Annotated in this window: 14 protein-coding genes; 3 read left to right on the top strand and 11 right to left on the bottom strand. The window is 71.8% G+C overall.

Translation table 11 applies throughout. The features are described from left to right. Positions 1 to 94: 94 nt before the first annotated feature. The 5 genes from ACH4E8_RS10600 to rplU form a co-directional block, all read right to left on the bottom strand. The gene (locus ACH4E8_RS10600) at positions 95 to 1594 is read right to left on the bottom strand and encodes an SDR family NAD(P)-dependent oxidoreductase (RefSeq protein WP_398446454.1); all 1500 of its coding nucleotides are present in this window, start codon (positions 1592 to 1594) and stop codon (positions 95 to 97) included. A gap of 204 nt (positions 1595 to 1798) precedes the next feature. Next, positions 1799 to 3958, bottom strand: coding sequence for a glycosyltransferase family 4 protein (locus ACH4E8_RS10595; protein WP_398446452.1), 2160 nt, complete (start codon positions 3956 to 3958; stop codon positions 1799 to 1801). A gap of 254 nt (positions 3959 to 4212) precedes the next feature. Continuing rightward, positions 4213 to 5652, bottom strand: coding sequence for a GTPase ObgE (gene obgE, locus ACH4E8_RS10590; RefSeq protein WP_398446450.1), 1440 nt, complete (start codon positions 5650 to 5652; stop codon positions 4213 to 4215). A 199-nt stretch (positions 5653 to 5851) separates the two neighbouring features. Further along, entirely contained in the window at positions 5852 to 6106 is a 255-nt protein-coding gene (gene rpmA, locus ACH4E8_RS10585; protein WP_361532186.1) for a 50S ribosomal protein L27, read from the bottom strand. Positions 6107 to 6120: 14 nt separating this feature from the next. Beyond that, positions 6121 to 6441 carry a 50S ribosomal protein L21 gene (gene rplU, locus ACH4E8_RS10580; RefSeq protein ID WP_361965498.1) on the bottom strand — a complete coding sequence of 107 codons (321 nt, stop codon included), beginning with the start codon at positions 6439 to 6441 and terminating at the stop codon, positions 6121 to 6123. Between the two features lie 313 nt (positions 6442 to 6754). On the opposite strand from rplU, the gene ACH4E8_RS10575 reads away from it, so the two are divergent. From ACH4E8_RS10575 to ACH4E8_RS10565, 3 genes are all read left to right on the top strand, one after another. Continuing rightward, positions 6755 to 7357 carry an acyltransferase gene (locus ACH4E8_RS10575; RefSeq protein ID WP_398446448.1) on the top strand — a complete coding sequence of 201 codons (603 nt, stop codon included), beginning with the start codon at positions 6755 to 6757 and terminating at the stop codon, positions 7355 to 7357. A 630-nt stretch (positions 7358 to 7987) separates the two neighbouring features. Further along, on the top strand, positions 7988 to 9322 hold the full coding sequence (locus tag ACH4E8_RS10570) for a glycosyltransferase (protein ID WP_398446446.1): 1335 nt from the start codon (positions 7988 to 7990) through the stop codon (positions 9320 to 9322). After that, on the top strand, positions 9319 to 11604 hold the full coding sequence (locus tag ACH4E8_RS10565) for a glycosyltransferase (RefSeq protein ID WP_398446444.1): 2286 nt from the start codon (positions 9319 to 9321) through the stop codon (positions 11602 to 11604). The genes ACH4E8_RS10570 and ACH4E8_RS10565 overlap by 4 nt, the downstream gene beginning before the upstream one ends. A 243-nt stretch (positions 11605 to 11847) precedes the next feature. On the opposite strand, the gene ACH4E8_RS10560 is transcribed toward ACH4E8_RS10565, so the two are convergent. From ACH4E8_RS10560 to ACH4E8_RS10535, 6 genes are all read right to left on the bottom strand, one after another. Beyond that, a complete protein-coding gene (locus tag ACH4E8_RS10560) occupies positions 11848 to 13131 on the bottom strand; it encodes a nucleotide sugar dehydrogenase (protein ID WP_361532201.1) in 1284 nt (427 codons plus the stop codon). Next, entirely contained in the window at positions 13128 to 14777 is a 1650-nt protein-coding gene (locus ACH4E8_RS10555) for a glycosyltransferase family 2 protein (protein WP_398446442.1), read from the bottom strand. The genes ACH4E8_RS10560 and ACH4E8_RS10555 overlap by 4 nt, the downstream gene beginning before the upstream one ends. A 62-nt stretch (positions 14778 to 14839) precedes the next feature. Then, positions 14840 to 15859, bottom strand: a complete 1020-nt coding sequence (locus tag ACH4E8_RS10550) for a Gfo/Idh/MocA family protein (RefSeq protein WP_398446440.1) — start codon at positions 15857 to 15859, stop codon at positions 14840 to 14842. Next, positions 15856 to 16986, bottom strand: coding sequence for a DegT/DnrJ/EryC1/StrS family aminotransferase (locus tag ACH4E8_RS10545; RefSeq protein ID WP_398446438.1), 1131 nt, complete (start codon positions 16984 to 16986; stop codon positions 15856 to 15858). The genes ACH4E8_RS10550 and ACH4E8_RS10545 overlap by 4 nt, the downstream gene beginning before the upstream one ends. A gap of 363 nt (positions 16987 to 17349) precedes the next feature. Then, the gene (locus ACH4E8_RS10540) at positions 17350 to 21402 is read right to left on the bottom strand and encodes a ribonuclease E/G (RefSeq protein ID WP_398446436.1); all 4053 of its coding nucleotides are present in this window, start codon (positions 21400 to 21402) and stop codon (positions 17350 to 17352) included. A 307-nt stretch (positions 21403 to 21709) separates the two neighbouring features. Continuing rightward, positions 21710 to 22477, bottom strand: coding sequence for a TIGR03936 family radical SAM-associated protein (locus ACH4E8_RS10535; protein WP_398447271.1), 768 nt, complete (start codon positions 22475 to 22477; stop codon positions 21710 to 21712). Positions 22478 to 22558: the final 81 nt, after the last annotated feature.

Raw genomic sequence — 22558 nt, 5'->3', positions numbered from 1 at the left:
TGCGGGTCGATCTCACACGAGCACAAGCGAAATGAGGCGGAGGACCGGGGTCGGGCGGGGGTGGCGGGGGGAGGAGGGGGACGCGGCTACGGCGTCACACGTCCCCCTCGCGATCGAGGACCGCGGCGAGCGCCTGCTCGAAGTCGGACGCTTCGCTCGCGCCGCGGGTCGGGTCCTGCTGGCGGACGTCGATGACGTGTCCGGTCAGCTCCGAGAGCAGGACGTCGAGCGAGGTCCGGGCGACGGCCTCGGAGGAGAGCAGGCTGCCCGCGGGCTCGGTGCCGAACGCCTTGGTGCGCATCGGGGTCGCGGTCCGCTCGGGGTTGACGCAGTTGACCCGGATGCCGTCGGCGGCCCACTCGTCCGCTAGGGCCTGGGTGAGGTTCACCATGGCGGCCTTGGTGGAGGAGTACAGGCTGTACTCGGCGCGGCCGCGGGTGTAGCTGGAGGAGGTGTACAGCAGGAGCTGTCCCCGGGTCTCCGCCAGGTACTTGTAGGAGGCGCGGGCGATCTGGACCGGGGCCAGGTAGTTGACCTGGAGGGCCTCTTGGATGGTGCTGTTGTCCGTCTCGGCCAGCTTGCCGATGCGCAGCACGCCCGCGGTGTTGATGACGTAGTCGATGCGGCCGGTCTCGGCGTAGGCGCGGGAGAGGGCGTCGTCGACGTGCTCCGGGTTCTCCACGTGGGTGCCGGTGGTGGACCTGCCGAGGGCGTACACCTTGGCGCCGTACTTCTCGGCCAGCGCGGCGATGTCGGCACCGATGCCGTACGAGCCGCCGAAGACGACGAGGGTGCGGCCGTCGAGCAGCTCGCGGTAGGCGGCCTCGTCGGCCTGGCGGGGGGCGGCGGTGGAGGCGAGCTGGAAGAGCTTGTCCGCGATGAAGACGTCGACCGGCTGGGTGACCTTCATGTTGTACTCGTCGCCGGCGACGACGTGGATCGGGACGTCCGGCAGGTACTTCAGGACCACCGAGCAGTCGTCGGTGGCCTGGAAGTTCGGGTCGCCGGCGGCGACCTCGTACGCCCGGCGGATGGTGGACAGCTTGAACGCCTGCGGGGTCTGGCCGCGGCGGAGCCGGGAGCGGTCCGGGACGTCGGTGATGAACTCGCCGTCCTCGCCGTGGGTGCGGGTGACGATGATGGTGTCCGCGGACGGGATGGCCACGTCCACGGCCTGGTAGCGGTCGAGGGCGTCGACGCAGTCCTGGATGACGCGCTGGGACAGCAGCGGGCGGACGGCGTCGTGGAAGAGCACGTTCGGGTCCTCGCCGTCGGCGAGGCCCTCGCCGAGGGCGGCGATCGCGCGGCGGGTGGTCTCGTTGCGGGTCGCGCCGCCCTCGATGACCCGGCGCACCTTGGTGAGGCCGGCCTTGGCGACGATCCGCTCGACGTCCGGCACGAAGCCCGGCGCCATCAGGACGATCACTTCGTCGACCGAGTCGGCCTGCTCGAAGGTCGACAGGGTGTGCTCGATGACGGCCTTGCCGGCGATCTTCAAAAGCTGCTTCGGGATCGCGAGTCCCACTCTTTGGCCGGTGCCACCCGCGAGCACGACTGCCGTGGTACGGGGCTTGGCTTCACGCGGTGCGGACACAGGGAGACCTACCTAGGAGGAAGAGGGGAACGGGGCGATGGTCGCACTCTGCGTGACCGTCCCGCAAGGTGAGTACGGCCCGGCAAACACTGTGAGGACACTGTGATTTCACACTGTGTACAACTACGCCGAGATTTCCGTGGAGGGCTCGTGGAGCCGGGGCACACGGAGAGTGACGATCGGGGCTGAGCACGGCGGGACCGGTCATCGATCCTGCACCCGCAGCACGAGGCGGTTCGTGTCGTCGAAGGCGAGTCGCAGCTTGACCAGGCGCTGGTTCTGTCGCCGCAGCTTGCGGATGACGCGACGGGCGAAGAGGAGGGGGCGCTGCTTGTGCACCAGCACCTCGGGGTAGACGCGGACATCACTCTTCTGGACTACGTCGTCAAGGAGCCTGGCGACCTGGACCGGCTCGTGGTCCGGGGCGAAGCGGAGCCACAGCTCCCACTGCTCGTCGCCGCTGCGCTGGAGGGCGGCGACGGACTCGCAGTCGATGACGGCCGAGAAGCCGCGGGTGCCTTCGCGGGTGCCGTGGAAGGTGATCTCGTCGCCCGAGGCGTCCGTGCCGCCGGTGGCATCAGTGGCACCGGTGCCGTCCGGTGCAGTCGTGTCTGCGGTGGCCGAGGGTCTGCCGGTGCCCGCGCGGCGCACCACCAGCGTGGGCTCGCCGGAGGGCTCCACGGGCCCGACGATCCGCCCGGTCAGCGCCAACCGACGTTCGACGACGGTGCCCAGCCGGCGCTCCAGGATCGTGACGTCGCCGGACTCCACGTGCACCGGACGCACCCAGGAGCGCAGCACCAGCCGGTGTTCGAACTGCTGGCGGTAGGGAACGAGGTGGCGCACGCCGCAGTCGGTGCGCATCCGCTCGGCGACGTTCATCGCGCCGCGCTGGTCGACGGAGCGGGCGATCACCTCGGTGCGGCGGCCGGTGAGGGGGCTGTCGGTGTGGCACGTCCACACGCCGTCCGCGAAGTCCTCGCCGGCCGGGACGACGGAGGTGCCGTTCGGCGCGAGGGGGTACGCCCGCTCCTCGGCCGCTCCCTCGGCGTGCGTCCACACGAGCTGGAGCCCGGGGTGCTTGAGCGCGGCGGCCTCGGGCGAGACGACGGTCACGGTCAGGGAGCCGTCGGCCTCGGCTACGCAGTCCGCGACCGGGGTCGGGGACGGGTCCGGGGCGCCGGCGGTCGAGGAGAGGAAGGAGCGGCTGCGCTGGGCGGAGCCGGCGCCGAGTTCGGCGAAGAGGTCCGCGTACTGCTTGGCCACGGCGGCGGGGTCGTAGCGGCGGGAGTTGCGCAGGGCGGCCTCGGCCATGGTGCGGCGCAGGGACTCGTCCTCGATCAGCTTCAGCATGGACGCGGCGAGGGCGGCGACATCGCCGACGGGGACCAGCAGGCCGTCCTCGCCGTCCTTGACGATCTCCCGCGGCCCGTAGTCGCAGTCGGTGCTGATCAGGGGCAGTCCGCAGCGCATCGCCTCGACGAGCGTCATGCCGAAGGACTCCTGGCGGGAGGTGGAGACGGCGATGGAGCCCTTGACCCACTCGGGCTCGATCGGCGAGCGCGGGCCCATCAGCTGGACGCTGTCGTGCAGCCGCAGCCGGTGCAGCACGCGGCGGATGCGGTCCCGGTCGGGGCCCCAGCCGCAGATCCGCAGGGACCAGTCGGGGTGGACGGCGACGACCTTGGCGAACGCCTTCAGCAGCACGTCGTACTGCTTCTCCTTGGAGAGCCGGCCGGCCGCGACGATCAGCTTCTGGGAGAGGTCGGCGGGGGCGAGGAGGGGCCCGGGGACGCTGTTCGGGATGCACAGGAGGCGGGTGTCCGGCAGCGGCATCTGCTCGCGCCAGACCGCGGCGTCGCCCTCGGAGACGGTGACGAAGGCGTCCATCGTCTCCAGGTGCGGGCGCAGCTCCTCCTTCAGCGCCGCCTTGTGGTGGTTGAACGTCATGTGCTCCTGGCCGATGAGCACCGCGTTCTGAGGGGCGAACTGGGCGAGGTAGGCGACGAGGCCGGGGCGGGTGCCGATGACGACGTCGGCGTCCGAGTCCGCGTAGTGCGCGCGCACCCGCTCGTCGGTGAGCTTGCTGTACTCCTTGTAGCGGGCCTCGTGCCGGGGGAAGTGCTCGGCGGGCTGCTGGTGGTCCGGGTGCCCCTTCTCGTACGTCGGCGACTTGGGGCGGGTGTCGACCAGGTACGACAGCTTGACGCGCGGGTCGATCGGGAACAACGGGACGTCGCGGTGCCGGAACGCCGAGACGATCTCCACCTCATGCCGGACGGCCAGCTCCTCGGCGAGGTTCACCGTGGTGCGGATGGTGCCGCCGATGCCGTACACCGTGTGTATGAGGAAGGAGATCTTCATCAAGGCTCCGTTCGGTTTCCAGGGCGATGAAGCGGCACTGTCTCACGGCCGGCACCCCGGAATCACAACGTCCGCCGACGATTTGAGACCTGATTGTAAGACGCTCGTCGGCCACCGAGAGTTTCCGTTCCGGGTGAGGGAATTTTCACGCCTCGGTCACGGAACGGGCTCGGAACGGGCTCGGCATCCGACGGGCGCCGAGGGGGACGGTGGTCGTCCGCCCCTCCTCAGCGCCCTCGTGGGCCACCGGTCGACTACTGGAAGGGGTCGAAGTCGTCGTAGGCGCGCTGGGCCTCGTCCCGCTCCGCGTCGCGGTCCCGGCGCCGCTGCGCGGCCGGCCGGGGGGCTTCGAGGCGGTGGTCCTCGCCCCGTCGGCCGAGCATCTCGGCGCCCGCCATGACGGTGGGCTCCCAGTCGAAGACGACCGCGTTCTCCTCGGGGCCGATGGCGACGCCGTCGCCCGCGCGGGCCCCGGCCTTCATCAGCTCCTCCTCCACCCCGAGGCGGGCCAGCCGGTCCGCGAGGTAGCCGACGGCCTCGTCGTTGTTGAAGTCGGTCTGGTGCACCCAGCGCTCCGGCTTCTCGCCGCGCACCCGGTACAGGTCGCCGTCCTCACGGGTGACCGTGAAGCCGGCGTCGTCCACGGCCTTGGGACGGATGACGATCCGGGTCGCCTCCTCCTTGGGCTTGGCGGCACGCGCCTCGGCGACGATGCCGGCGAGCGCGTACGACAGCTCCTTCAGCCCCGTGCGGGCCACCGCGGACACCTCGAAGACCTGGTAGCCGCGGGCTTCGAGGTCGGCGCGGACCAGGTCGGCGAGGTCCTGGCCGTCCGGGATGTCGATCTTGTTGAGCACGACCAGGCGCGGCCGGTCGTCGAGGCCGCCGTACTGCCGCAGCTCCTCCTCGATGACGTCGAGGTCGGAGAGCGGGTCGCGGTCCGACTCCAGGGTCGCCGTGTCCAGTACGTGCACGAGCACGGAACAGCGCTCCACGTGCCGCAGGAACTCCAGGCCGAGGCCCTTGCCGCGGCTGGCGCCGGGGATCAGCCCGGGGACGTCGGCGACGGTGTAGACGGTGGAGCCGGCGGTGACCACGCCGAGGTTCGGCACGAGGGTGGTGAAGGGGTAGTCCGCGATCTTCGGCTTGGCCGCGGAGAGCACCGAGATCAGCGAGGACTTCCCGGCCGAGGGGTAGCCGACGAGGGCCACGTCCGCGACGGTCTTCAGCTCCATCACCACGTCGCGGCTCTCGCCGGGCTCGCCGAGCAGCGCGAAGCCGGGGGCCTTGCGGCGGGCGGAGGAGAGCGCCGCGTTGCCGAGGCCGCCGCGACCGCCCTGGCCGGCGACGAAGGTGGTGCCGTGGCCGACGAGGTCGGCGAGGACGTTCCCCTGCCCGTCCAGCACGACCGTGCCGTCCGGCACCGGCAGGACCAGGTCCTGGCCGTCCTTGCCGGAGCGGTTGCCGCCCTCGCCCGGCTGGCCGTTGGTGGCCTTGCGGTGCGGGCTGTGGTGGTAGTCGAGCAGCGTCGTCACGGACTGGTCGACGACGAGGATCACGTCGCCGCCGCGGCCGCCGTTGCCGCCGTCGGGTCCGCCGAGCGGCTTGAACTTCTCACGGTGGACGGAGGCACAGCCGTGGCCTCCGTTACCCGCGGCGACGTGCAGCTCGACGCGGTCCACGAAGGTGGTCATGGGATGTCCTCCAGGGTCACTGCCGGTTTCGGGGGCAGGGACGGTCGCACCGCTCGCTGCCGGGATCTGCTTACTCGTTAACACGCGAAGGGCGGACCCGCTTCCCGTACCGGTTCCGGATGCCCGGGCCCGGTACGGGAAGTGAGGTCCGCCCTCGCGAAGAGAACCGTGTTACGGCGCCTCGATCAGAAAGATCGGATCAGGCGACCGGAACGATGTTCACGACCTTGCGGCCACGGAAACGGCCGAACTCGACCGCACCGGGCTGCAGCGCGAACAGGGTGTCGTCGCCGCCGCGGCCGACGCCCTTGCCGGGGTGGAAGTGGGTGCCGCGCTGGCGGACCAGGATCTCACCGGCGTTCACGACCTGACCGCCGAAGCGCTTCACGCCGAGCCGCTGAGCGTTGGAGTCGCGACCGTTCCGGGTGGACGATGCGCCCTTCTTGTGTGCCATCTCTCCTCAGTCCCTTACTTCGCAGCCGTGGGGATGCTGGTGACCTTGATCGCCGTGTACTGCTGGCGGTGGCCCTGGCGACGGCGGTAACCGGTCTTGTTCTTGTACCGCAGGATGTCGATCTTGGCGCCCTTGTGGTGGTCCACGACCTCGGCCTGGACCTTGATGCCGGCCAGCACCCACGGGTCGCTGGTCACGGCGTCGCCGTCGACAACGAGCAGGGTAGAGAGCTCTACCGTGTCGCCAACCAGGGCGGTGGAAATCTTGTCAACCTCGACGATGTCGCCGACAGCAACCTTGTGCTGGCGACCACCGCTGCGCACGATGGCGTACACGCGGAACTCACTCTCGCTCGGAACGGAAGCCCCTGATGCCAGCCGTTCGCACGGGCCGGGGCCCGCGACCGTCCGGAATGGATGAGCGGCCTCTCCGGGCGGCGGCCGGGGGCGGCCACCGGAGGAAGGTGCTCAGGAGCTGGCGTGCGTACAGACACGCCGACGGTCAAGGTTACGGGGCGCCCGCGGGAGGGGTCAAACCGGGCCCGGCGCGTATGCTCGCTCGCCTGAGCGACGCCGTCGCCACCCGCCGGCAGCTCACCTTTCCCCACCCGTTACGCCCGCGCGTCCGCGTTCCCCGGAAGGCAGCACAGTGAACTACAGGGTCCAGCCCTCCGCCCAGGTCGACGAAACCGCCGAGATCGGCGCCGGCAGCAGCGTCTGGGAGCTCGCCCAGATCCGTGAGGGCGCCCGGCTCGGCGAGGGCTGCGTGGTCGGCCGCGGGGCGTACGTCGGGACCGGCGTGCGCATGGGCGACAACTGCAAGCTCCAGAACTACGCCCTGGTGTACGAGCCGGCCGAACTGGGCGACGGCGTCTTCATCGGCCCCGCGGTGGTCCTCACCAACGACCACAACCCGCGCTCCGTCGACCCCGACGGCCGGCAGAAGCGCGGCGGCGACTGGCAGGCCGTGGGCGTGAAGATCGCCGACGGCGCCTCCATCGGCGCCCGCGCGGTCTGCGTGGCCCCGCTGGAGATCGGCCGCTGGGCGATGGTCGCCGCGGGCGCCGTGGTCACCAAGGACGTGCCGGACTTCGCCCTCGTCGTCGGCGTGCCCGCCCGGCGGATCGGCTGGGTCGGCCGCGCGGGCGTGCGCCTGGCGGAGCGGGACGGCGAGCCCGGGGTCTGGGAGTGCCCGCAGACGGGCGAGGCGTACGAGGAGAAGGACGGCGAGCTCACCGAGCGCTCGGCCTGAGCCCGGGGGCGCGGCGCAGCACGGAGGCGGCGGGCCCGGGGGCGGCGTACGGCACAAGGCGCACGTCGGCGAGGTGCGCGAGACCGGTGTACGGCGCAGGTGCACGAGGCGTGCGTACGCGACGGGTGCATCCAGCGGGCGCATGCGACACGCCGGGCCGACGCAGGAAAGCGCGGGCCGCCCGACCGGCGGGCCCCGCTGGCCCCGCCGTCTCCACCGCCCCTCCCTGACCCGCCCTCCTTCCCGCTACTTCCCGCACCCTTCCGTTTCTTCCTCCCGTCCGCTCCCCCACTTCTCCACCGCCCCTTCCCTTCACGTCCGCTTCTCGCGCCCTTCCCCCTCTCTTACGGCTCCCTTACGGCCTTCGCGTGATCCTTTTCCGTGAGATGGCCCGGGTCACAGTGGCTGGTACGAACCGTTGCGTCCAGGGCGAGTTCCGGCACCCCGCGTATACTCAACTGGACCAGCCCCCACCGCACATGGCCCGTCGGGCGGCCGATCCCCCGATCGATTGCCGTCTGCAGCGGTCACGCACGGGGTGCCGGGACGGGGCCCTCGCCGAGCGGTCCGCGCGGACTCCCCCGCTACCATGGATTCCGTTTTGTCTTGAGGAAGGGTCATCCCACCGTCATGCCGCTCGGGTCACGCGGACGCCCACCGCGCGTTCTCTATCTCGCGTTCTTCTTCCCGCCCAGCCGAGCGAGCGGGGTCTTCCGCGGTCGCGCCACGGCGAACCACCTGGCCGAGGCGGGGTGGGACGTCACCGTCCACACCGCCCCGCGCGAATTCTTCGAGACGTACCTCCACGACGCCTGCGATCCGTCGCTGGAAGAGACCGTCGACCCCCGGGTCAAGGTGGTCCGCCCGCGCATGACGTATTACGCGTGGGAACGGGACATCCGCCAATTCGGGAAGCTGCGCCGGAACTTTCCCACCGTGGCCGGCAGCCTTTACAAACTCTTCCAGGACAAGGTGTTCCCCGAGCACTACCTCTCCTGGATCCCCGGCGTCATCTCCGAGGCCGTCAAGGCGCATTTCAAGGACAAGTTCGACGTCATCCTCGCCACGGGGAACCCTTTCTGCTCCTTCGCCGCCGCGCGGATGCTCAGCAAGCTGCTGAAGATCCCGTACGTGGTCGACTACCGCGACGCCTGGACCTTCAACCAGTTCACCGAACAGTTGAAGTTCAAGGAGGACAGCAAGGCGTTCGAGTGGGAGGAGAAGGTCCTCCGCGACGCCTCCGAGATCGTCTTCGTGAACGACGGCATGCGGCAGTGGCACATCGACCGCTACCCGTACGCCGCCGAGCGGATGACCGTGGTGCCCAACGGCTGGGAGCCCGAGCTCCTCGGCGACAGCGCCTTCACCCCGCCGGACCCGGACCGCCCGCTGCGCTTCGGCTACCTGGGCACCGTCACCTCGTACCTGCCGCTGGAAGACCTCTTCGAGGGCTGGCGGATCGCCCGCGCCCACCCGCTGCTGCGGGACGCGGAGCTGAACATCCACGGTCACCTGGGATTCTTCCCCAACGACCGGGCGCCCCTGATGGAGCGGCTGCCGCTGGAGGAGAACATCGGCGTGCGCTACCACGGCGCCTTCGGCAAGGCCGAGGCGAAGGCCGTGTACGCGGAGACCGACGCGCTCGTCTTCTGCGTGCCCGGCGCCCGCTACGTCACCTCGGGCAAGATCTTCGAGTACATGGCGTCCGGCAAGCCGATCGTCTCGGCGCACCGGCCCGACATCGCGGCCACCGAGGTCCTCGACGGCTACCCGCACTGGTTCCGCGGCGAGGAGCTGAACGGCGAGGCCGTCGCGAAGTCCTTCATCGCCGCGGCCGAGGCCGCGCGGAGCATGGACCGGACGCAGCACGAGCTGGCCGTGAAGCACGCCCACTCGTACACCCGGGCGGCGACCCTGGGACCGTTGGAACAGCGTATGCGCAAGCTGGTGGAGGGCCGTCGATGAGCACCACGACCGCGGGCAAGCACGTGCTGTACCTCGCGCTCGGCAAGTACCGGGTGCGGGGCAACCGCGCGCACGTCGAGCGGCTGGTCGCCGAGGGCCGCAGCGTCGTCCTGGTGATCCCCGACGTCGACGAGTGGGCCGACCTGCCGGAGCTGTCCGGCGTCCGGGTCATCAAGGTCAAGGAGAACAAGAAGGGTTCCGTGTGGCGCGCCGCACGAAACCTGGTGCTGGCCCGCAAGGGTCCGCTCAAGGACGCCGAGCTGCTGATCGCGGGCGACGCGCAGTCGCTCCCGGTGGCCTGGGCCGCGCTGCGCCGGCGCAACAAGCTGCCGTTCCAACTGGAGCCGTACGACTCCGCGGGCCGCGGCACCGAGCCGGCCGACCTGGCGATCGTCACGCCCTGGTACCCCTCGCCGAACAACCCCTTCGCGGGGTCCTTCGTGCAGGCCGCCGCGGAGTCCGTCGCCGACCACTTCGGCCGGGTGTCGATCCTGCACACGGAGGACTGGGCGGGCAGCGCGGACGCCCTCCTCGAAGACGCCATCCGGATCACCGCCGACCGGTTCCAGGACCGGCCCGAACTGATCCCGGTGCTGGACGTCCCGGAGGGCCGGGTCACCCGCGTCCCCGTACCGCTGACCACCCGCCGGCACTACGCGACCTGGGTGACCCTCCAGGAGGCGGCGCTGCGCAAGGCGCTGCCGACGGGACGCATCGAGGCGCCGCTGATCCACGCCCACACCGGCATCTACGGCGGCTACCTGGCGACGCGCCTCGGCCGGCCGGACGCACGGCTCGTGGTCACGGAGCACTCCAGCTTCCTGGAGAAGATCTTCCGCCAGCCCGCCAGCCGCAAGCTGTACGCGGAGGTGCTGGAGCGCGCCGACGAGTTCATGTGCGTCAGCCGCCATCTGCGGGACCAGGTCGTCCGGGAGTTCCCGCAGTACGAGGGGAAGATCCGGGTCGTCCCCAACGTGATCAACTTCGAGCAGTTCAGCGCCGACGCCCAGCCGTCGGAGAAGCTGCTCAAGTGGCTCTACCTGGGCCGACTGATCCCGCTCAAGGGCGTCACCACCCTCTTCGAAGCCTTCGCGCAGGTCGCGGAGAAGGAGCCCGAGGCCACGCTGACCATGGTCGGCTCGGGCCCCCTGAAGGCGGACCTGCTGGAGCGGGCGGAGGAGCTGGGGCTCAGCGACCGCTTCACGATCCTGCCGGCCGTGCCGCCGGAGGAGGTCAACGCGCTGATGCACCAGTACGACCTGCTGGTGCACGCGAGCCATGCCGAGACCTTCGGCATGACCGTCGTCGAGGCGAACGCGGCGGGCCTGCCCGTCCTCGTGACCCGCTGCAACGGCCCCGAGGAGTCGCTGGACGGCATTGACCACCTGGCGGGCGCGCTCATGGAGGTGAGCGACGACCCGCAGGTGATAGTGGACGCCTACTGGGGTCTGCGGGAGCGGTTCCACGAGCTGGACCTGGAGAAGGCGCGGCAGGAGCTGCACGCGCGGTTCAGCCGCGGGGTGATCCGCGACCGGCTGATCGAGGTCTACGAGGACCGCGCCGGCGAGATCGAGCCGGATCCGCCGGTGGTGGAGGCGGTTGCTTCGGCGGCCTCCGCGACTGCGGCGGCGGCCTCGGGCTCCGCTTCGGCCGAGCCCGTCGAGTCCGCGTCCACGGAAGCCGCGGACGCCGCTGACCCGGGCCGGGTGGTCGTGCTCGCCCTCACCCCGGGCCGGCCGCGCCGGGTGTCGAGCTTCGTGAACTACCTCGCCGAGCGGGGCGTCACGGTCGACCTGGTCACCGCCAGGGAGGGCGCGTGGACGCGCACCCAGCTCGACGAGCGGGTCGTGGTGCACAACATCGAGGCGTGGGAGCAGAAGCTCGTCATCCCGCGCGGTGAGCGCTTCGTCGTCTACCGCGCACCGCGGGCGGTGCTGCGCAGGGCGGACCGGATCGCGCACAACCAGCGCGACAAGATGGGCCCCGAGTTCGCGGTGCAGGTCGCCAAGCGCGCCCACAACAAGGTCGCGCACGGCTTCCACAAGAAGGTGTTCCAGCGCGGGTACCGGGTGCTGCGGCCGCGGATCCTCGCGAAGATCGCGGAGCGGGAGGCGGTGCCGCAGCTCCTTCTTGAGGAGACGCAGTACGTCTTCGTGTGCGACACGAACGCGACGTCCGTGGCGTGGCGCATGGCCCAGGCGCACCCGCACCTGAAGGTCACCAACACGATGACCCGCGAGCCCTTCCAGCACCTCCCCGTCCTGGACGCGTCCACCACCTGACGCAGCCGCCCCCTGACGGGCCTCGCCTGGGCTGACCGAGCCTCTTCCAAGCTCGGTCAGCCCAGGCGTTTTGCCGCGCCAGTGGCCTTCGGCAGGGCAGCTCGTGAGACACCGCGGCGCTGGGTTGCGCGGCGCGCGGGCGCTCGTGGGTTCCGCAACGTTGGACGCCCCTGGCGGGGCGTCGTTTCGCCCTCCGGGCATGGGAAGGCCCCGGCCGCTGGCGCGGCCGGGGCCTTCGTGGGGTCAGCCGCCGATGACGACGCGGCGGACGCCCTCCCAGTTCGCCGGGTCCGTCGTGCGGCGGCCGTCGACCAGGACCGTGACGTCCGGGAGGTCGGACGCGGCCAGCTCGCGGTACTCCGCGTGGTCGGCCTGGAGGACCGCCGCGGTGACCTTCTCGCCCTGGTGCGGGGTCAGGCCGTGCGCGGCCAGTTCCTCCGCCGTGTACATCGGGTCGGAGACGTACGGCACGGCGCCGCGCGCCTTCAGGGACTCGACGGTGCCGAAGACGCCGGAGAACGCGGTCTCCTTGACGCCGCCGCGGTACGCAGCGCCGAGGACCAGCACGTTCACGCCCGTCAGGTCGCCGTACGCCGCGGCCAGCAGGTCGACGGCGTACTCCGGCATCGCGGCGTTGGCCTCGCGGGCCGAGCGCACCACGGTCGCCTCCGGGTCGTTCCACAGGTACATCCGCGGGTAGATCGGGATGCAGTGGCCGCCGACGGCGATGCCGGGCTGGTGGATGTGGCTGTACGGCTGCGAGTTGCAGGCTTCGATGACCTTCTTGACGTCGATGCCGTTCTTGTCGGCGAACCGGGCGAACTGGTTCGCCAGGCCGATGTTGACGTCGCGGTAGGTGGTCTCAGCGAGCTTCGCCAGCTCGGACGCCTCCGCGGTGCCGAGGTCCCACACGCCGTTGGGCCGCGGCAGGTCGTCGCGGACGTCGAAGTCGAGCACCTTCTCGTAGAACTCGACGCCGTGGCGGGCGGACGCCTCGTCGATGCCGCCGACCAGCTTCGGGTAGCGGCGCAGGTCGGCGAAGACCCGGCCGGTGAGGACCCGCTCCGGGGAGAAGACCAGGTGGAAGTCCTCGCCGGGGGTGAGGCCCGAGCCCTCCTGGAGCATCGGGGCCCAGCGGGTGCGGGTGGTGCCGACCGGCAGGGTCGTCTCGTACGAGACGAGGGTGCCCGGCTTCAGGCCCTTGGCGATGGCGCGGGTGGCGGAGTCCATCCAGCCGAAGTCGGGGGTGCCCTCGGCGTCCACGAAGAGCGGGACGACGACCACGACGGCGTCCGACTGGGCGACCGCGGCCGCGGTGTCGGTGGTGGCGCTCAGCAGTCCGGCATCGACGGTCTGCTTCAGCTTGACGTCGAGGTCGTGCTCGCCCGGGAAGGGCTCGGTGCCGGCGTTGACCAGCTCGACGACCTTCTCGTTGACGTCCGCACCGATGACCTTGTGGCCCTTGGTGGCGAACTGCACGGCGAGCGGAAGGCCGATCTTGCCGAGAGCGACTACACAGATATTCATCGAGTCAGTTTCCTCTTCACACGGGACAGCTGGTGGCGCAGTCGCTTGCGCGCGCCGGGCGACGGCGTCCACAGGGGAGCCGTGGTGATCACGAGCCGGCCCTTGCGGTCGCCGGTGGCGGAGACCCGGAAGGGGACCTTCTCCCGCCAGCGACGTGCCAGCGGCAACGGCCGGTCCTGGATCCGTACGGCGATCTCGTACGTACCGCCCACCATGGTCACATAGGCGCGCACGCCCTGAGCGGCGCGCCGGGCGGGCAGCGGGAAGCGGGCGCGCAGCACCGTTCCCACGCCGTCGGGGGCCGGCTCGCGGACCTGCTCGCCCTCGGCCGCGGGGGGCGTCGTGCCCTGCGGCAGGCGTCGGGCGCCGACCTTCTGGGCGCCCTTCGGCAGCTCCTTCGGGGCGAGTGCGAGCGTCACGGAGCCGAGGTCGCCGACGAACGGGGTGCGGACGGCCACGACGACGGCCATCTCCTCGCCGTGCTCGCCGGTCTGGTCCCACTCGGCTTCGACGAGCGAGGTGCCGTCGGCGAGCAGCGTGGGCAGCCCCTCGCCGTCGAGCACCTCGAACAGCCGGTCGGGCAGGTCGAGGTGCGCGTCGCGGAAACCGGGGTAGCGGGCGTAGACGCGGCCGTCCTCGACGAGGAAGTCCACCGGACCGCCGGTGATCGCCGCGACGAGTTCGTCGATGGCGCCCCGCTGGGCGAGGCCGATCCGCACCCGCCGCTTGACGTCCACGGAGTCGCGCAGGGCGTCCGTGAAGTACAGGTCCGCGAGGGCGGCGATGCCGGCGCAGACGTCGCGCCGCGTCTCCGGCTCCAGCGCCGGGAAGTCCTCCTGGACGAGCTTGGCCAGCTCCCAGGTGAAGTGGCGCTTGAAGAGCGCGTCACGCCGCGGACCGGCTTCGACCAACCCGGCCGCGTGCCGCATGATGTCGGCGGCGCAGCGCAGTCGGGCCAGGTGGTTGGCGCGGTAGGTGATGTTGGAGGCGTCGCCGCGCTTGACCGCGTAGTAGCAGGTGTAGTCGGCGAGCACCGAGATCTTCTTGGCGCGGACCAGCGCTTCGATGGTGAAGGGCTGGTCGGAGCCGACCGGCATGTCCTCCGGGAAGCGCAGCTTGTGCCGGTCGACCAACTCGCGGCGGAACAGCTTGGTGTTGGCCAGGGTGAACGGCAGCGCCGACTCGTACAGGCTGACGTCCGGGTCGTTCTTCTTGTACAGCGCCTGGTGGACGTAGCGGCCGTTGGTGCCCACCATCTTGCCGACGACGACGTCCGAGCCGTGCCGGTCGCCGTAGTCGACCATGCGCTCCAGGGCTTCCTTGCCCAAGTGGTCGTCGGAGCCCATGAAGTAGACGTACCGGCCGGTCACGACCTCCAGCGCGCGGTTGCTGGGGGCTGCCGGGCCGCCGGAGTTCTCCTGGTGGATGACCTTGACCGTGCCTGGGTGCTCCCGGGCGAACCGGTCGAGCTCGCGTCCGCTGTCGTCGGTCGAGCCGTCGTTCACCGCCACGATCTCCAGACGGCCCTTCCCTATTGACTGCTTGATCAGGGAGTTCAGGCAGTCGGTCAGGTACGGCATCGTGTTGTAGACGGCGATGACGACGCTGACGTCGGGCCCGCCGGTCTGGGGCTTCTTGCTACCCACCGGACGCCTCCCGTGCACGCCGTTGGGTGGCGTGGTGCTGCGTGCCGTCGGTCGGCATGTCCCTAGTGCTCCTGGTCAGCGAGGTCGATCGTGGTCCCGGTCGCGGCGGATTCGAGGACCGCAGCGGCCACTTCGACCGTCCGGAGGCCCTGCCGCAGCGTGCAGATGTCGTTTCCGGTGCCCAGCACGGCGTCGCGGAAGAGCTCGTGCTCCACCAGCAGCGGCTCGCGCTTGGGGATGGCGTAGCGGATCATGTCGCCCTCGGCGACGCCGCGGAACGCCTGGAGCGCCTCCCACTCGGTGGCCTGGGCCGCGTTGGAGTGGAAGGTGAGGTCGGCGGTGAGGGTGTCGGCGATGAAGCAGCCCTTCTCACCGGTGACCGAGGTGAAGCGCTCCTTCAGCGGGGACAGCCAGTTCACCAGGTGGTTGACCATGGTGCCGTCGGAGAGCTGGCCGACCGCGGAGACCATGTCCTCGTGCGGACGTCCCGACTTGGAGACGGTGCGCGCGGAGATGGAGGTGTACGTCTGACCGGTGACCCACCCGGTGAGGTCGATGTCGTGGGTGGCGAGGTCCTTGACCACGCCGACGTCGGCGATCCGATGCGGGAACGGGCCCTGCCGGCGGGTGACGACCTGGTAGACGTCGCCCAGTTCGCCGGCCTCCAGGCGCTGGCGCAGCGAGCGCAGCGCGGGGTTGCACCGCTCGATGTGGCCGACGCCCGCGACCAGGCCGCGGGACTCGAACGCCTCGACGAGGCGGCGCGCGCCCTCGACGGTGTCCGCGACCGGCTTCTCGACGAGCGCTCCGACGCCGGCCTCGGCCAGCTTCAGCCCGACCTGCTCGTGCAGGGCGGTGGGGCAGGCCACCACCGCGTAGTCGATGCCCAGGTCGATGAGCTGCTCGACCTCGGACAGCACGGGCGCGCCCTGCGCCCAGCCGTTCTTGTCCCCCATGGGGTCGACGACGCCCACGAAGGACACGCCGTCGAGGCCCGCGAGGACGCGGGCGTGGTGGCGGCCCATGGAGCCGAGGCCGATCAGCCCGGCCCGCAGTCGTGGGGCGCCCTGGACGGTGGTCACAGATTCTCTCCAAGCTCGTTCACGGCGACGACGATCCGCTCCAGGTCTTCCCCGGAGAGCGACGGGTGTACCGGGATCGAGACGACTTCGGCGGCGGCGCGCTCGGTCTCGGGCAGGTCCCAGGTGCGGCCGGCCTTCTGGTCGGGCTCCCAGAACGGCTTCAACCGGTGGATCGGGGTGGGGTAGTAGACGGCGTTGCCGATGCCGGCTTCGCTGAGCTTCGCCATGGCGGCGTCGCGGGCCTCGGCTCCCCCGGCCACCCGGATCGTGTACTGGTGGTAGATGTGCCGGGCGCCCTCGGCGACGACCGGAGTGGTCACGTTCGGCGCGGTGATGTGCTCGCTGAGGTACGCGGCGTTGGCGATGCGCTGCTCGGTCCAGCCGTGCAGCTTGCCGAGTTGGACGCGGCCGACGGCGGCGGCGACGTCGGTCATCCGCATGTTGCAGCCGACGATCTCGTTGGCGTAACGCTTCTCCATGCCCTGGTTGCGCAGCAACCGCAGGGTGCGGGCGAGTTCGGCGTCCCCGGTGGAGATCATGCCGCCTTCGAGGGAGTGCATGTTCTTCGTCGGGTAGAAGCTGAAGGTGCCGCCGGCGCCGAAGGCTCCGACCGGGGTGCCGTTGAGGGCCGCGGCGTGGGCCTGGCAGGCGTCCTCGACGACGGCCAGCTTGTGCTTGGCGGCGATGGCGGTGATGCGGTCCATCGCGGCGGGGTGGCCGTAGAGGTGGACCGGCATGATCGCGGCGGTGCGCGGGGTGATCGCGGCTTCGACGGCGGCCGGGTCCAGACAGTAGGAGTCGGGCTCGACGTCGACGAATACGGCGTCGGCGCCGACGAGTCGGATCGCGTTGGCGCTCGCGGCGAAGGAGAACGAGGGGACGATCACCTCGTCGCCGGGGCCGATCTCCAGCGCCAGCAGGAGCAGGTGGAGCGCGGAGGTGCCGGAGTTCACTGCGACGCAGTGCCGGCCGTCGACCAGCTCCGAGAAGCCCTCCTCGAAGGCGGCCACCTCGGGGCCCTGCACGACCAGGCCGCTGCGCAGTACGCGCACCGCGGCCTCGATCTCCTCCTCGCCGATGACCGGGCGGGCAGCGGGGATGGGCTGCCTGTTGCTGCTGCTCGTCATGGTCGTCCTCCTAGAACACCAAGAGCTGTCTGTGGCAGGAGGTCTGGGGGGATGCGGACGTCTCGCGAGGCCGCGCACACCCCGTCCGGCACAAGCCGACGCCCTACCGAGGATCGAGGACCGGGCCCTGTTCGGGCGAACCGGGTCGGTCACCCACCGTAGTGTCCGGGTTGGTCCTTTCCCGGTAGCGACCGCCCGTCACATTATCAGGGATTTCCTAGCCCAATTCGGGGGTTGAGCGGCCCGTCGCGCATCAATTGGGTGTCAAACCAGCGTGTCCCGTCCCCCAGTGTGGGACGGGACACGCCGGTGTGTCGGAACCGGGTCCGGCGGCCCTTCTCGGCCGCCGTCACCGGGCGGGGCCTACTGCTCCGCGGCCGCCGCCTTCGCGGTCTTCGCCGTCTTCTTCGTGGCGGCCTTCTTGGCCGTCGTCTTCTTCGCCGCGCTCTTCTTGGCCGCCGTCTTCTTGGTGGCGGCCTTCTTCGCGGTGGCCTTCTTGGCGGTCTTGCGGGCCGCCTTCTTGGCCGGTGCCTGAGCGGCTTCCGCCTCGGCGTCGGCCGGGGTCGACGCGACCACGACGACCGCGGCGTCCTCGGCACCGGCCGGGGCGCCCGCGGGTGCGGTGACCTTGCGGACCACCCGACGGCGCGGACGGGGCGCAGCGGCTTCCGCGGCCGGCTCGGGAGCCGGTGCCTCGGCGGCCGGCGCTTCGGCCGTCGGCTCGGGCTTCGCCGCGATGATCACTTCGGTCTCCGCGGTCTCCGCGACCGGCGAGCCGGCCGGAGCCGTCGCCTTGCGGGTGGCGCGACGACGGGTCCGCGGCGCGGGGGCTTCGGCCGGTTCGACCACCGCAGGCTCGACGGCCGCCGGCTGCTCGACCTGCGCGGCGGCCTCGGCCACCGGCTCGTCGGTCGGCTGCGGCGAGCCGGCCGGAGCCGTCGCCTTGCGCGTGGCGCGACGACGGGTCCGCGGCGCGGGCGCCTCCTCCACGGCCTCCGCGACCGGGGCGGCCTCGGGCTCGGGCTCGGCGGCCCGCTCCTGCGCCACCGCCGGCTTCGGCTCGACGGCCTGCGGCGCTCCGCCGGGCGCGGACACCCGACGCGTCACCCGACGGCGACCACGGCCACGCCGGGCCGCGGCTTCAGCCTCGGCGGCGCTGCTGTACAGCTCCTCGTCGGGGACGAACGCGGGCTCGGCGAGCGCGACGGGCTCGGCCACTTCGGCGGCCACCTCCGCCGCAGTCTCGGCCTGCTCCTCGCGGCTGGGCTCGTGCTCGTGCGCCCCGTGTGCCTCGGGAGCGTGCGCATCCGCGCCGCGCCCCCGCTTCTTGGCGCGCTTGCCGCCGCCACCGCCGCCGCCGACCGAGGTCGGCTGCTCCATGTGGACGATCACACCGCGGCCGTTGCAGTGCACACAGGTCTCGGAGAACGACTCCAGCAGCCCCTGGCCGACCCGCTTGCGGGTCATCTGGACCAGGCCCAGCGAGGTGACCTCGGCCACCTGGTGCTTGGTGCGGTCCCGGCCCAGGCACTCCAGCAGCCGGCGCATGACCAGGTCCCGGTTGGACTCCAGGACCATGTCGATGAAGTCGACGACGACGATGCCGCCGAGGTCGCGCAGCCGCAGCTGGCGCACGATCTCCTCGGCCGCCTCCAGGTTGTTCCTGGTGACGGTCTCCTCCAGGTTGCCGCCCTGGCCGGTGAACTTGCCGGTGTTGACGTCGACCACGACCATCGCCTCGGTCTTGTCGATCACCAGCGAACCGCCGCTGGGCAGCCAGACCTTGCGGTCCAGCGCCTTCATCAACTGCTCGTCGATGCGGTACGTGGCGAAGACGTCGACCTCGCTCGTCCACCGCTGGAGCCGGTCCGCGAGGTCCGGCGCGACGTGCGACACGTAGCCGTGGACGGTCTCCCACGCCTCGTCACCGCTGACGATGACCTTCGAGAAGTCCTCGTTGAAGATGTCGCGCACCACGCGGACGGTCATGTCCGGCTCGCCGTACAGCAGCGTGGGGGCGCCGCCGCTCTTCGCCTTCTTCTGGATGTCCTCCCACTGCGACTGGAGCCGCTCCACGTCGCGGCGCAGCTCGTCCTCGCTGGCGCCCTCCGCCGCGGTGCGCACGATGACGCCCGCGTCCTCGGGGACGATCTTCTTGAGGATGGCCTTCAGCCGGGCGCGCTCGGTGTCGGGCAGCTTGCGGCTGATGCCGGTCATCGAGCCCTCGGGCACGTACACCAGGTAGCGGCCGGGCAGGGACACCTGGCTGGTGAGCCGGGCGCCCTTGTGGCCGATCGGGTCCTTGGTGACCTGGACGAGGACGGACTGGCCGGACTTGAGCGCGGCCTCGATGCGGCGGGGGCCGTGGGCCATGCCCAGCGCCTCGAAGTTGACCTCGCCCGCGTACAGCACGGCGTTGCGGCCCTTGCCGATGTCGACGAACGCGGCCTCCATCGACGGCAGGACGTTCTGCACCTTGCCCAGGTAGACGTTGCCGACGTACGAGGTCGACTGCTCCTTGTTGACGTAGTGCTCGACGAGGACGTCGTCCTCCAGGACGCCGATCTGCGTGCGCTCGCCGCTCTGCCGGACGACCATCACGCGCTCGACGGCCTCGCGGCGCGCCAGGAACTCGGCCTCGGTGATGATCGGGACGCGGCGGCGGCCCTGCTCGCGGCCCTCGCGACGGCGCTGCTTCTTCGCCTCCAGACGCGTGGACCCCTTGATGGACTGCACCTCGTCCGAGGGCTCCTCGCGGGTGCGCGCCGGGCGCGGCTCGCGGACCTTGACGACCGTGCGCTCGGGGTCGCCGGTGGCCGCGGCCTCTTCGAGGGGCTCGCCGCTGCGGCGGCGACGGCGCCGGCGACGGCGGCTGCTGGAGGAGCCGCCGGACGTCAGGCCCTCCTCATCGGCGTCGTCGGCCTCTTCGTCGGCGTGCTCGTCGCCCTCTTCGCCGGCCTCGCCCGCGGGGCCGTCGGCGAGGTCGTCGACGGCCTCGCCACGGCGCCGGCGGCGACCGCCGCGACGGCGACGGCGCGAGGGACGGTCCTCGTACTCGCCGTGCTCCTCGGCGTCGTCCTCGACGGACTCGTCGTCTGCTTCGACGGACTCGGCAGACTCGACGGAGCGAGTCTCCTCCGCGATCGCTTCGGCGGCCGGCTCGGCCTCCTCAGCGGGCGCTTCCGTCTCGACGCGCTCGACGGACTCGCCGCGACGGCGGCGGCGCCGGCGGCCGGCGGGCTCGGGAGCGACCTCGGCGACGACCGTCTCGGTCTCCTCCGGCTCTTCCTCGACCTCTTCGGCCTCTTCGTTGACGGAGTGGGCCGCGGCGGCGGCAGCGGCGGCCGTCTCGGGGGTCTGGAACATCGGCTCCGCGAAGACGGGAGCCTGGAAGACGGCGACGGAGGGGCGCGGCCTGCGGCGCGACGGCTTCTCGACGACCTCGGCCTCGGGGGCCGCGGCGGCAGCCGGTTCGGCGGCCTTCGCGCGCTCGCCGGCCGCCTCGGCGGTGAACTGGGGCGCCACGACGCGGCGGCGCGTACGGCCGCGGGAGGCGGCCTGCTCGGCGGCGGCCACCTGCTCCTCGTGGGCGGTGATCACGGCGACGGAGTTCTGCGGCAGGCTCTCGCCCCGCGCGCCGGCGTTGTTGTTGTCGTTGCCGCCGGCCTCGGCGGCGACGGGCTCGGCGGCCGTCGTCTTGCGGGTGGCGCGACGACGGGTCCGCGGCGCCGGCGCCTCAGCGGCCTCGGCAGTCTCAGCAGCCGCAGCGGTCTCGACGCTCTCGACGGCCTCCGGGGCGCTCGCGGAACGCGTGGCACGACGACGCGCACGCGGCGCCGGCGCCTCCTCCGCAGCCTCGGCGACCTCGGCAACCACCGGCTCCGGAGCCGCAGCGGCCCGGGTCGCGCGGCGACGCTTGCGCGGCGCGGCAGCCTCGTCAGCGGCTTCGACGGCCTCGGCCGTCACGGTCGTCTCGGCGGCCTCCGGGGCGCTCGCGGAACGCGTGGCACGACGACGCGCACGCGGCGCCGGTACCTCTTCCGCAGCCTCGGCGACCTCGGCGGCCACCGGCTCCGGAGCCGCAGCGGCGCGCGTCGCCCGACGACGGGTGCGCGGCGCGGGAGCGGCTTCCTCGGCGGCCTCCGCCACCGGGGCGCTCTCCGCTGCCGTCGCCTCGGCGGCGACGGGCTCGGCGGCCGTCGTCTTGCGGGTGGCGCGACGACGGGTCCGCGGCGCCGGCGCCTCAGCGGCCTCGGCCGCCTCGGCCGGCGAAGCGGTCTCGCCGGACGCAGCGACCGGCGGCCCCGCCGGGCGGGACGCGGCACGCCGACGGCGCGGCGGCAGCGTGTCGCTCGGGGTGTGGGATTCGTTGGCGTTGTTGTCCCCGGCGGTGCCGGGTTCGTTCGACTCGTGCATGCGGGCGGTTCTCCCGTCACGCTCCCGGGCGGACGCGCTCGCGGTCCGGCCTTCGTCCGCGCGGTGCGCGGTGTTGCCGTCCGGGGCGGGGCCGCCGCACGGGAGCTGTTGTGTCTGGCTCGCCGGTTCCGTACACCTGGTGCGCACGGCCTGGCGAAAGTCTGTTGTGTGGTGCCACGGCCCGACCCAGGTGGCTTCCGAGTACGAGGGCCGCGCTGCGACGACTGCCTGAGCGGCGGGACCTTCGGGCGCCGTCGCGAAGTCCCCCCGGCGTCAGCCTGGGGGCGGCGGCCCCGACGGCCTTGGGTCAAGCGGTCGGAGCTGCCTCGCGGTCGAGCGCGAGCGGGTCGGTCACCGTGCCGGACTCCTCGTCGAAGAGCCCCTGCGCCAGCCTGGTCACCGCTGCGGGGACCGGCGGCGCCAGGTCGGCCACAGCGCGGAGACCGGACAGGACGTCGTCGGGTCGTACGGCAGGTGTCACGTGCCGTACCACCAGCCGCAGTATCGCACAGGGCCCCTGCGTCGGCCTATCAGGCAGCGGAGCGTGCGCTTCGAGCCCCGCGACGGGGCCGCGGGCGTCGAAGGCGCGCATGCCGTTCTTGGTGCGCCGCTCGACCTCGACGGCGTCGGCCGCGAGGAAGGCCGCGACGGCCTTCTCCGCGTCCTCGACGGGGACCCCGTCGAGCCGCATCTCCCACTCGGAGGCGGTGAGCCGGTCGGCGAACCCGGAGGTGCGCACTTCGACGGCGTCGACGACGTCCAGCCCGTCCGGCAGCGAGCCGTTCAGCAGCTCGCGCAGGGTGTCGGGGTCGCGGTGGTCGACGAGGGCGATCTCCAGGTACTCGGCCTCGCTGCCCGTACCGGTGGGTGCGGCATTGGCGTACGAGACCTTCGGGTGCGGGGTGAAGCCCGCGGAATACGCCATGGGCACCTCGGCCCGGCGCAGCGCGCGCTCGAAGGCGCGCTGGAAGTCGCGATGACTGGTGAACCGGAGGCGACCGCGCTTGGTGTAGCGCAGGCGGATGCGCTGGACCGCGGGTGCGGGCGGCGGGCCTTCGGGCTGTCGCTTGCCCAGTGGTTCTTCTCCTCGGTGCGGGGCGGGCGCGGGTGGGCGCCGCCCTCGGAATGCGGGCGCCGCGCCGAGGGGCCGGCCCGG

Source organism: Streptomyces sp. NPDC017979 (assembly GCF_044328175.1).
GTDB lineage: Bacteria > Actinomycetota > Actinomycetes > Streptomycetales > Streptomycetaceae > Streptomyces.
This window is presented reverse-complemented; position numbering and strand designations above follow the sequence as displayed.

What these genes read in the sequence shown, in the direction of transcription:
- obgE (WP_398446450.1), bottom strand. Translation starts at nt 5,652, where the DNA reads ATGACCACCTTCGTGGACCGCGTCGAGCTGCACGTCGCCGCGGGTAAC.
- ACH4E8_RS10545 (WP_398446438.1), bottom strand. Translation starts at nt 16,986, where the DNA reads ATGACGAGCAGCAGCAACAGGCAGCCCATCCCCGCTGCCCGCCCGGTC.
- ACH4E8_RS10595 (WP_398446452.1), bottom strand. Translation starts at nt 3,958, where the DNA reads ATGAAGATCTCCTTCCTCATACACACGGTGTACGGCATCGGCGGCACC.
- rpmA (WP_361532186.1), bottom strand. Translation starts at nt 6,106, where the DNA reads ATGGCACACAAGAAGGGCGCATCGTCCACCCGGAACGGTCGCGACTCC.
- ACH4E8_RS10540 (WP_398446436.1), bottom strand. Translation starts at nt 21,402, where the DNA reads ATGCACGAGTCGAACGAACCCGGCACCGCCGGGGACAACAACGCCAAC.
- ACH4E8_RS10565 (WP_398446444.1), top strand. Translation starts at nt 9,319, where the DNA reads ATGAGCACCACGACCGCGGGCAAGCACGTGCTGTACCTCGCGCTCGGC.
- ACH4E8_RS10570 (WP_398446446.1), top strand. Translation starts at nt 7,988, where the DNA reads ATGCCGCTCGGGTCACGCGGACGCCCACCGCGCGTTCTCTATCTCGCG.
- ACH4E8_RS10560 (WP_361532201.1), bottom strand. Translation starts at nt 13,131, where the DNA reads ATGAATATCTGTGTAGTCGCTCTCGGCAAGATCGGCCTTCCGCTCGCC.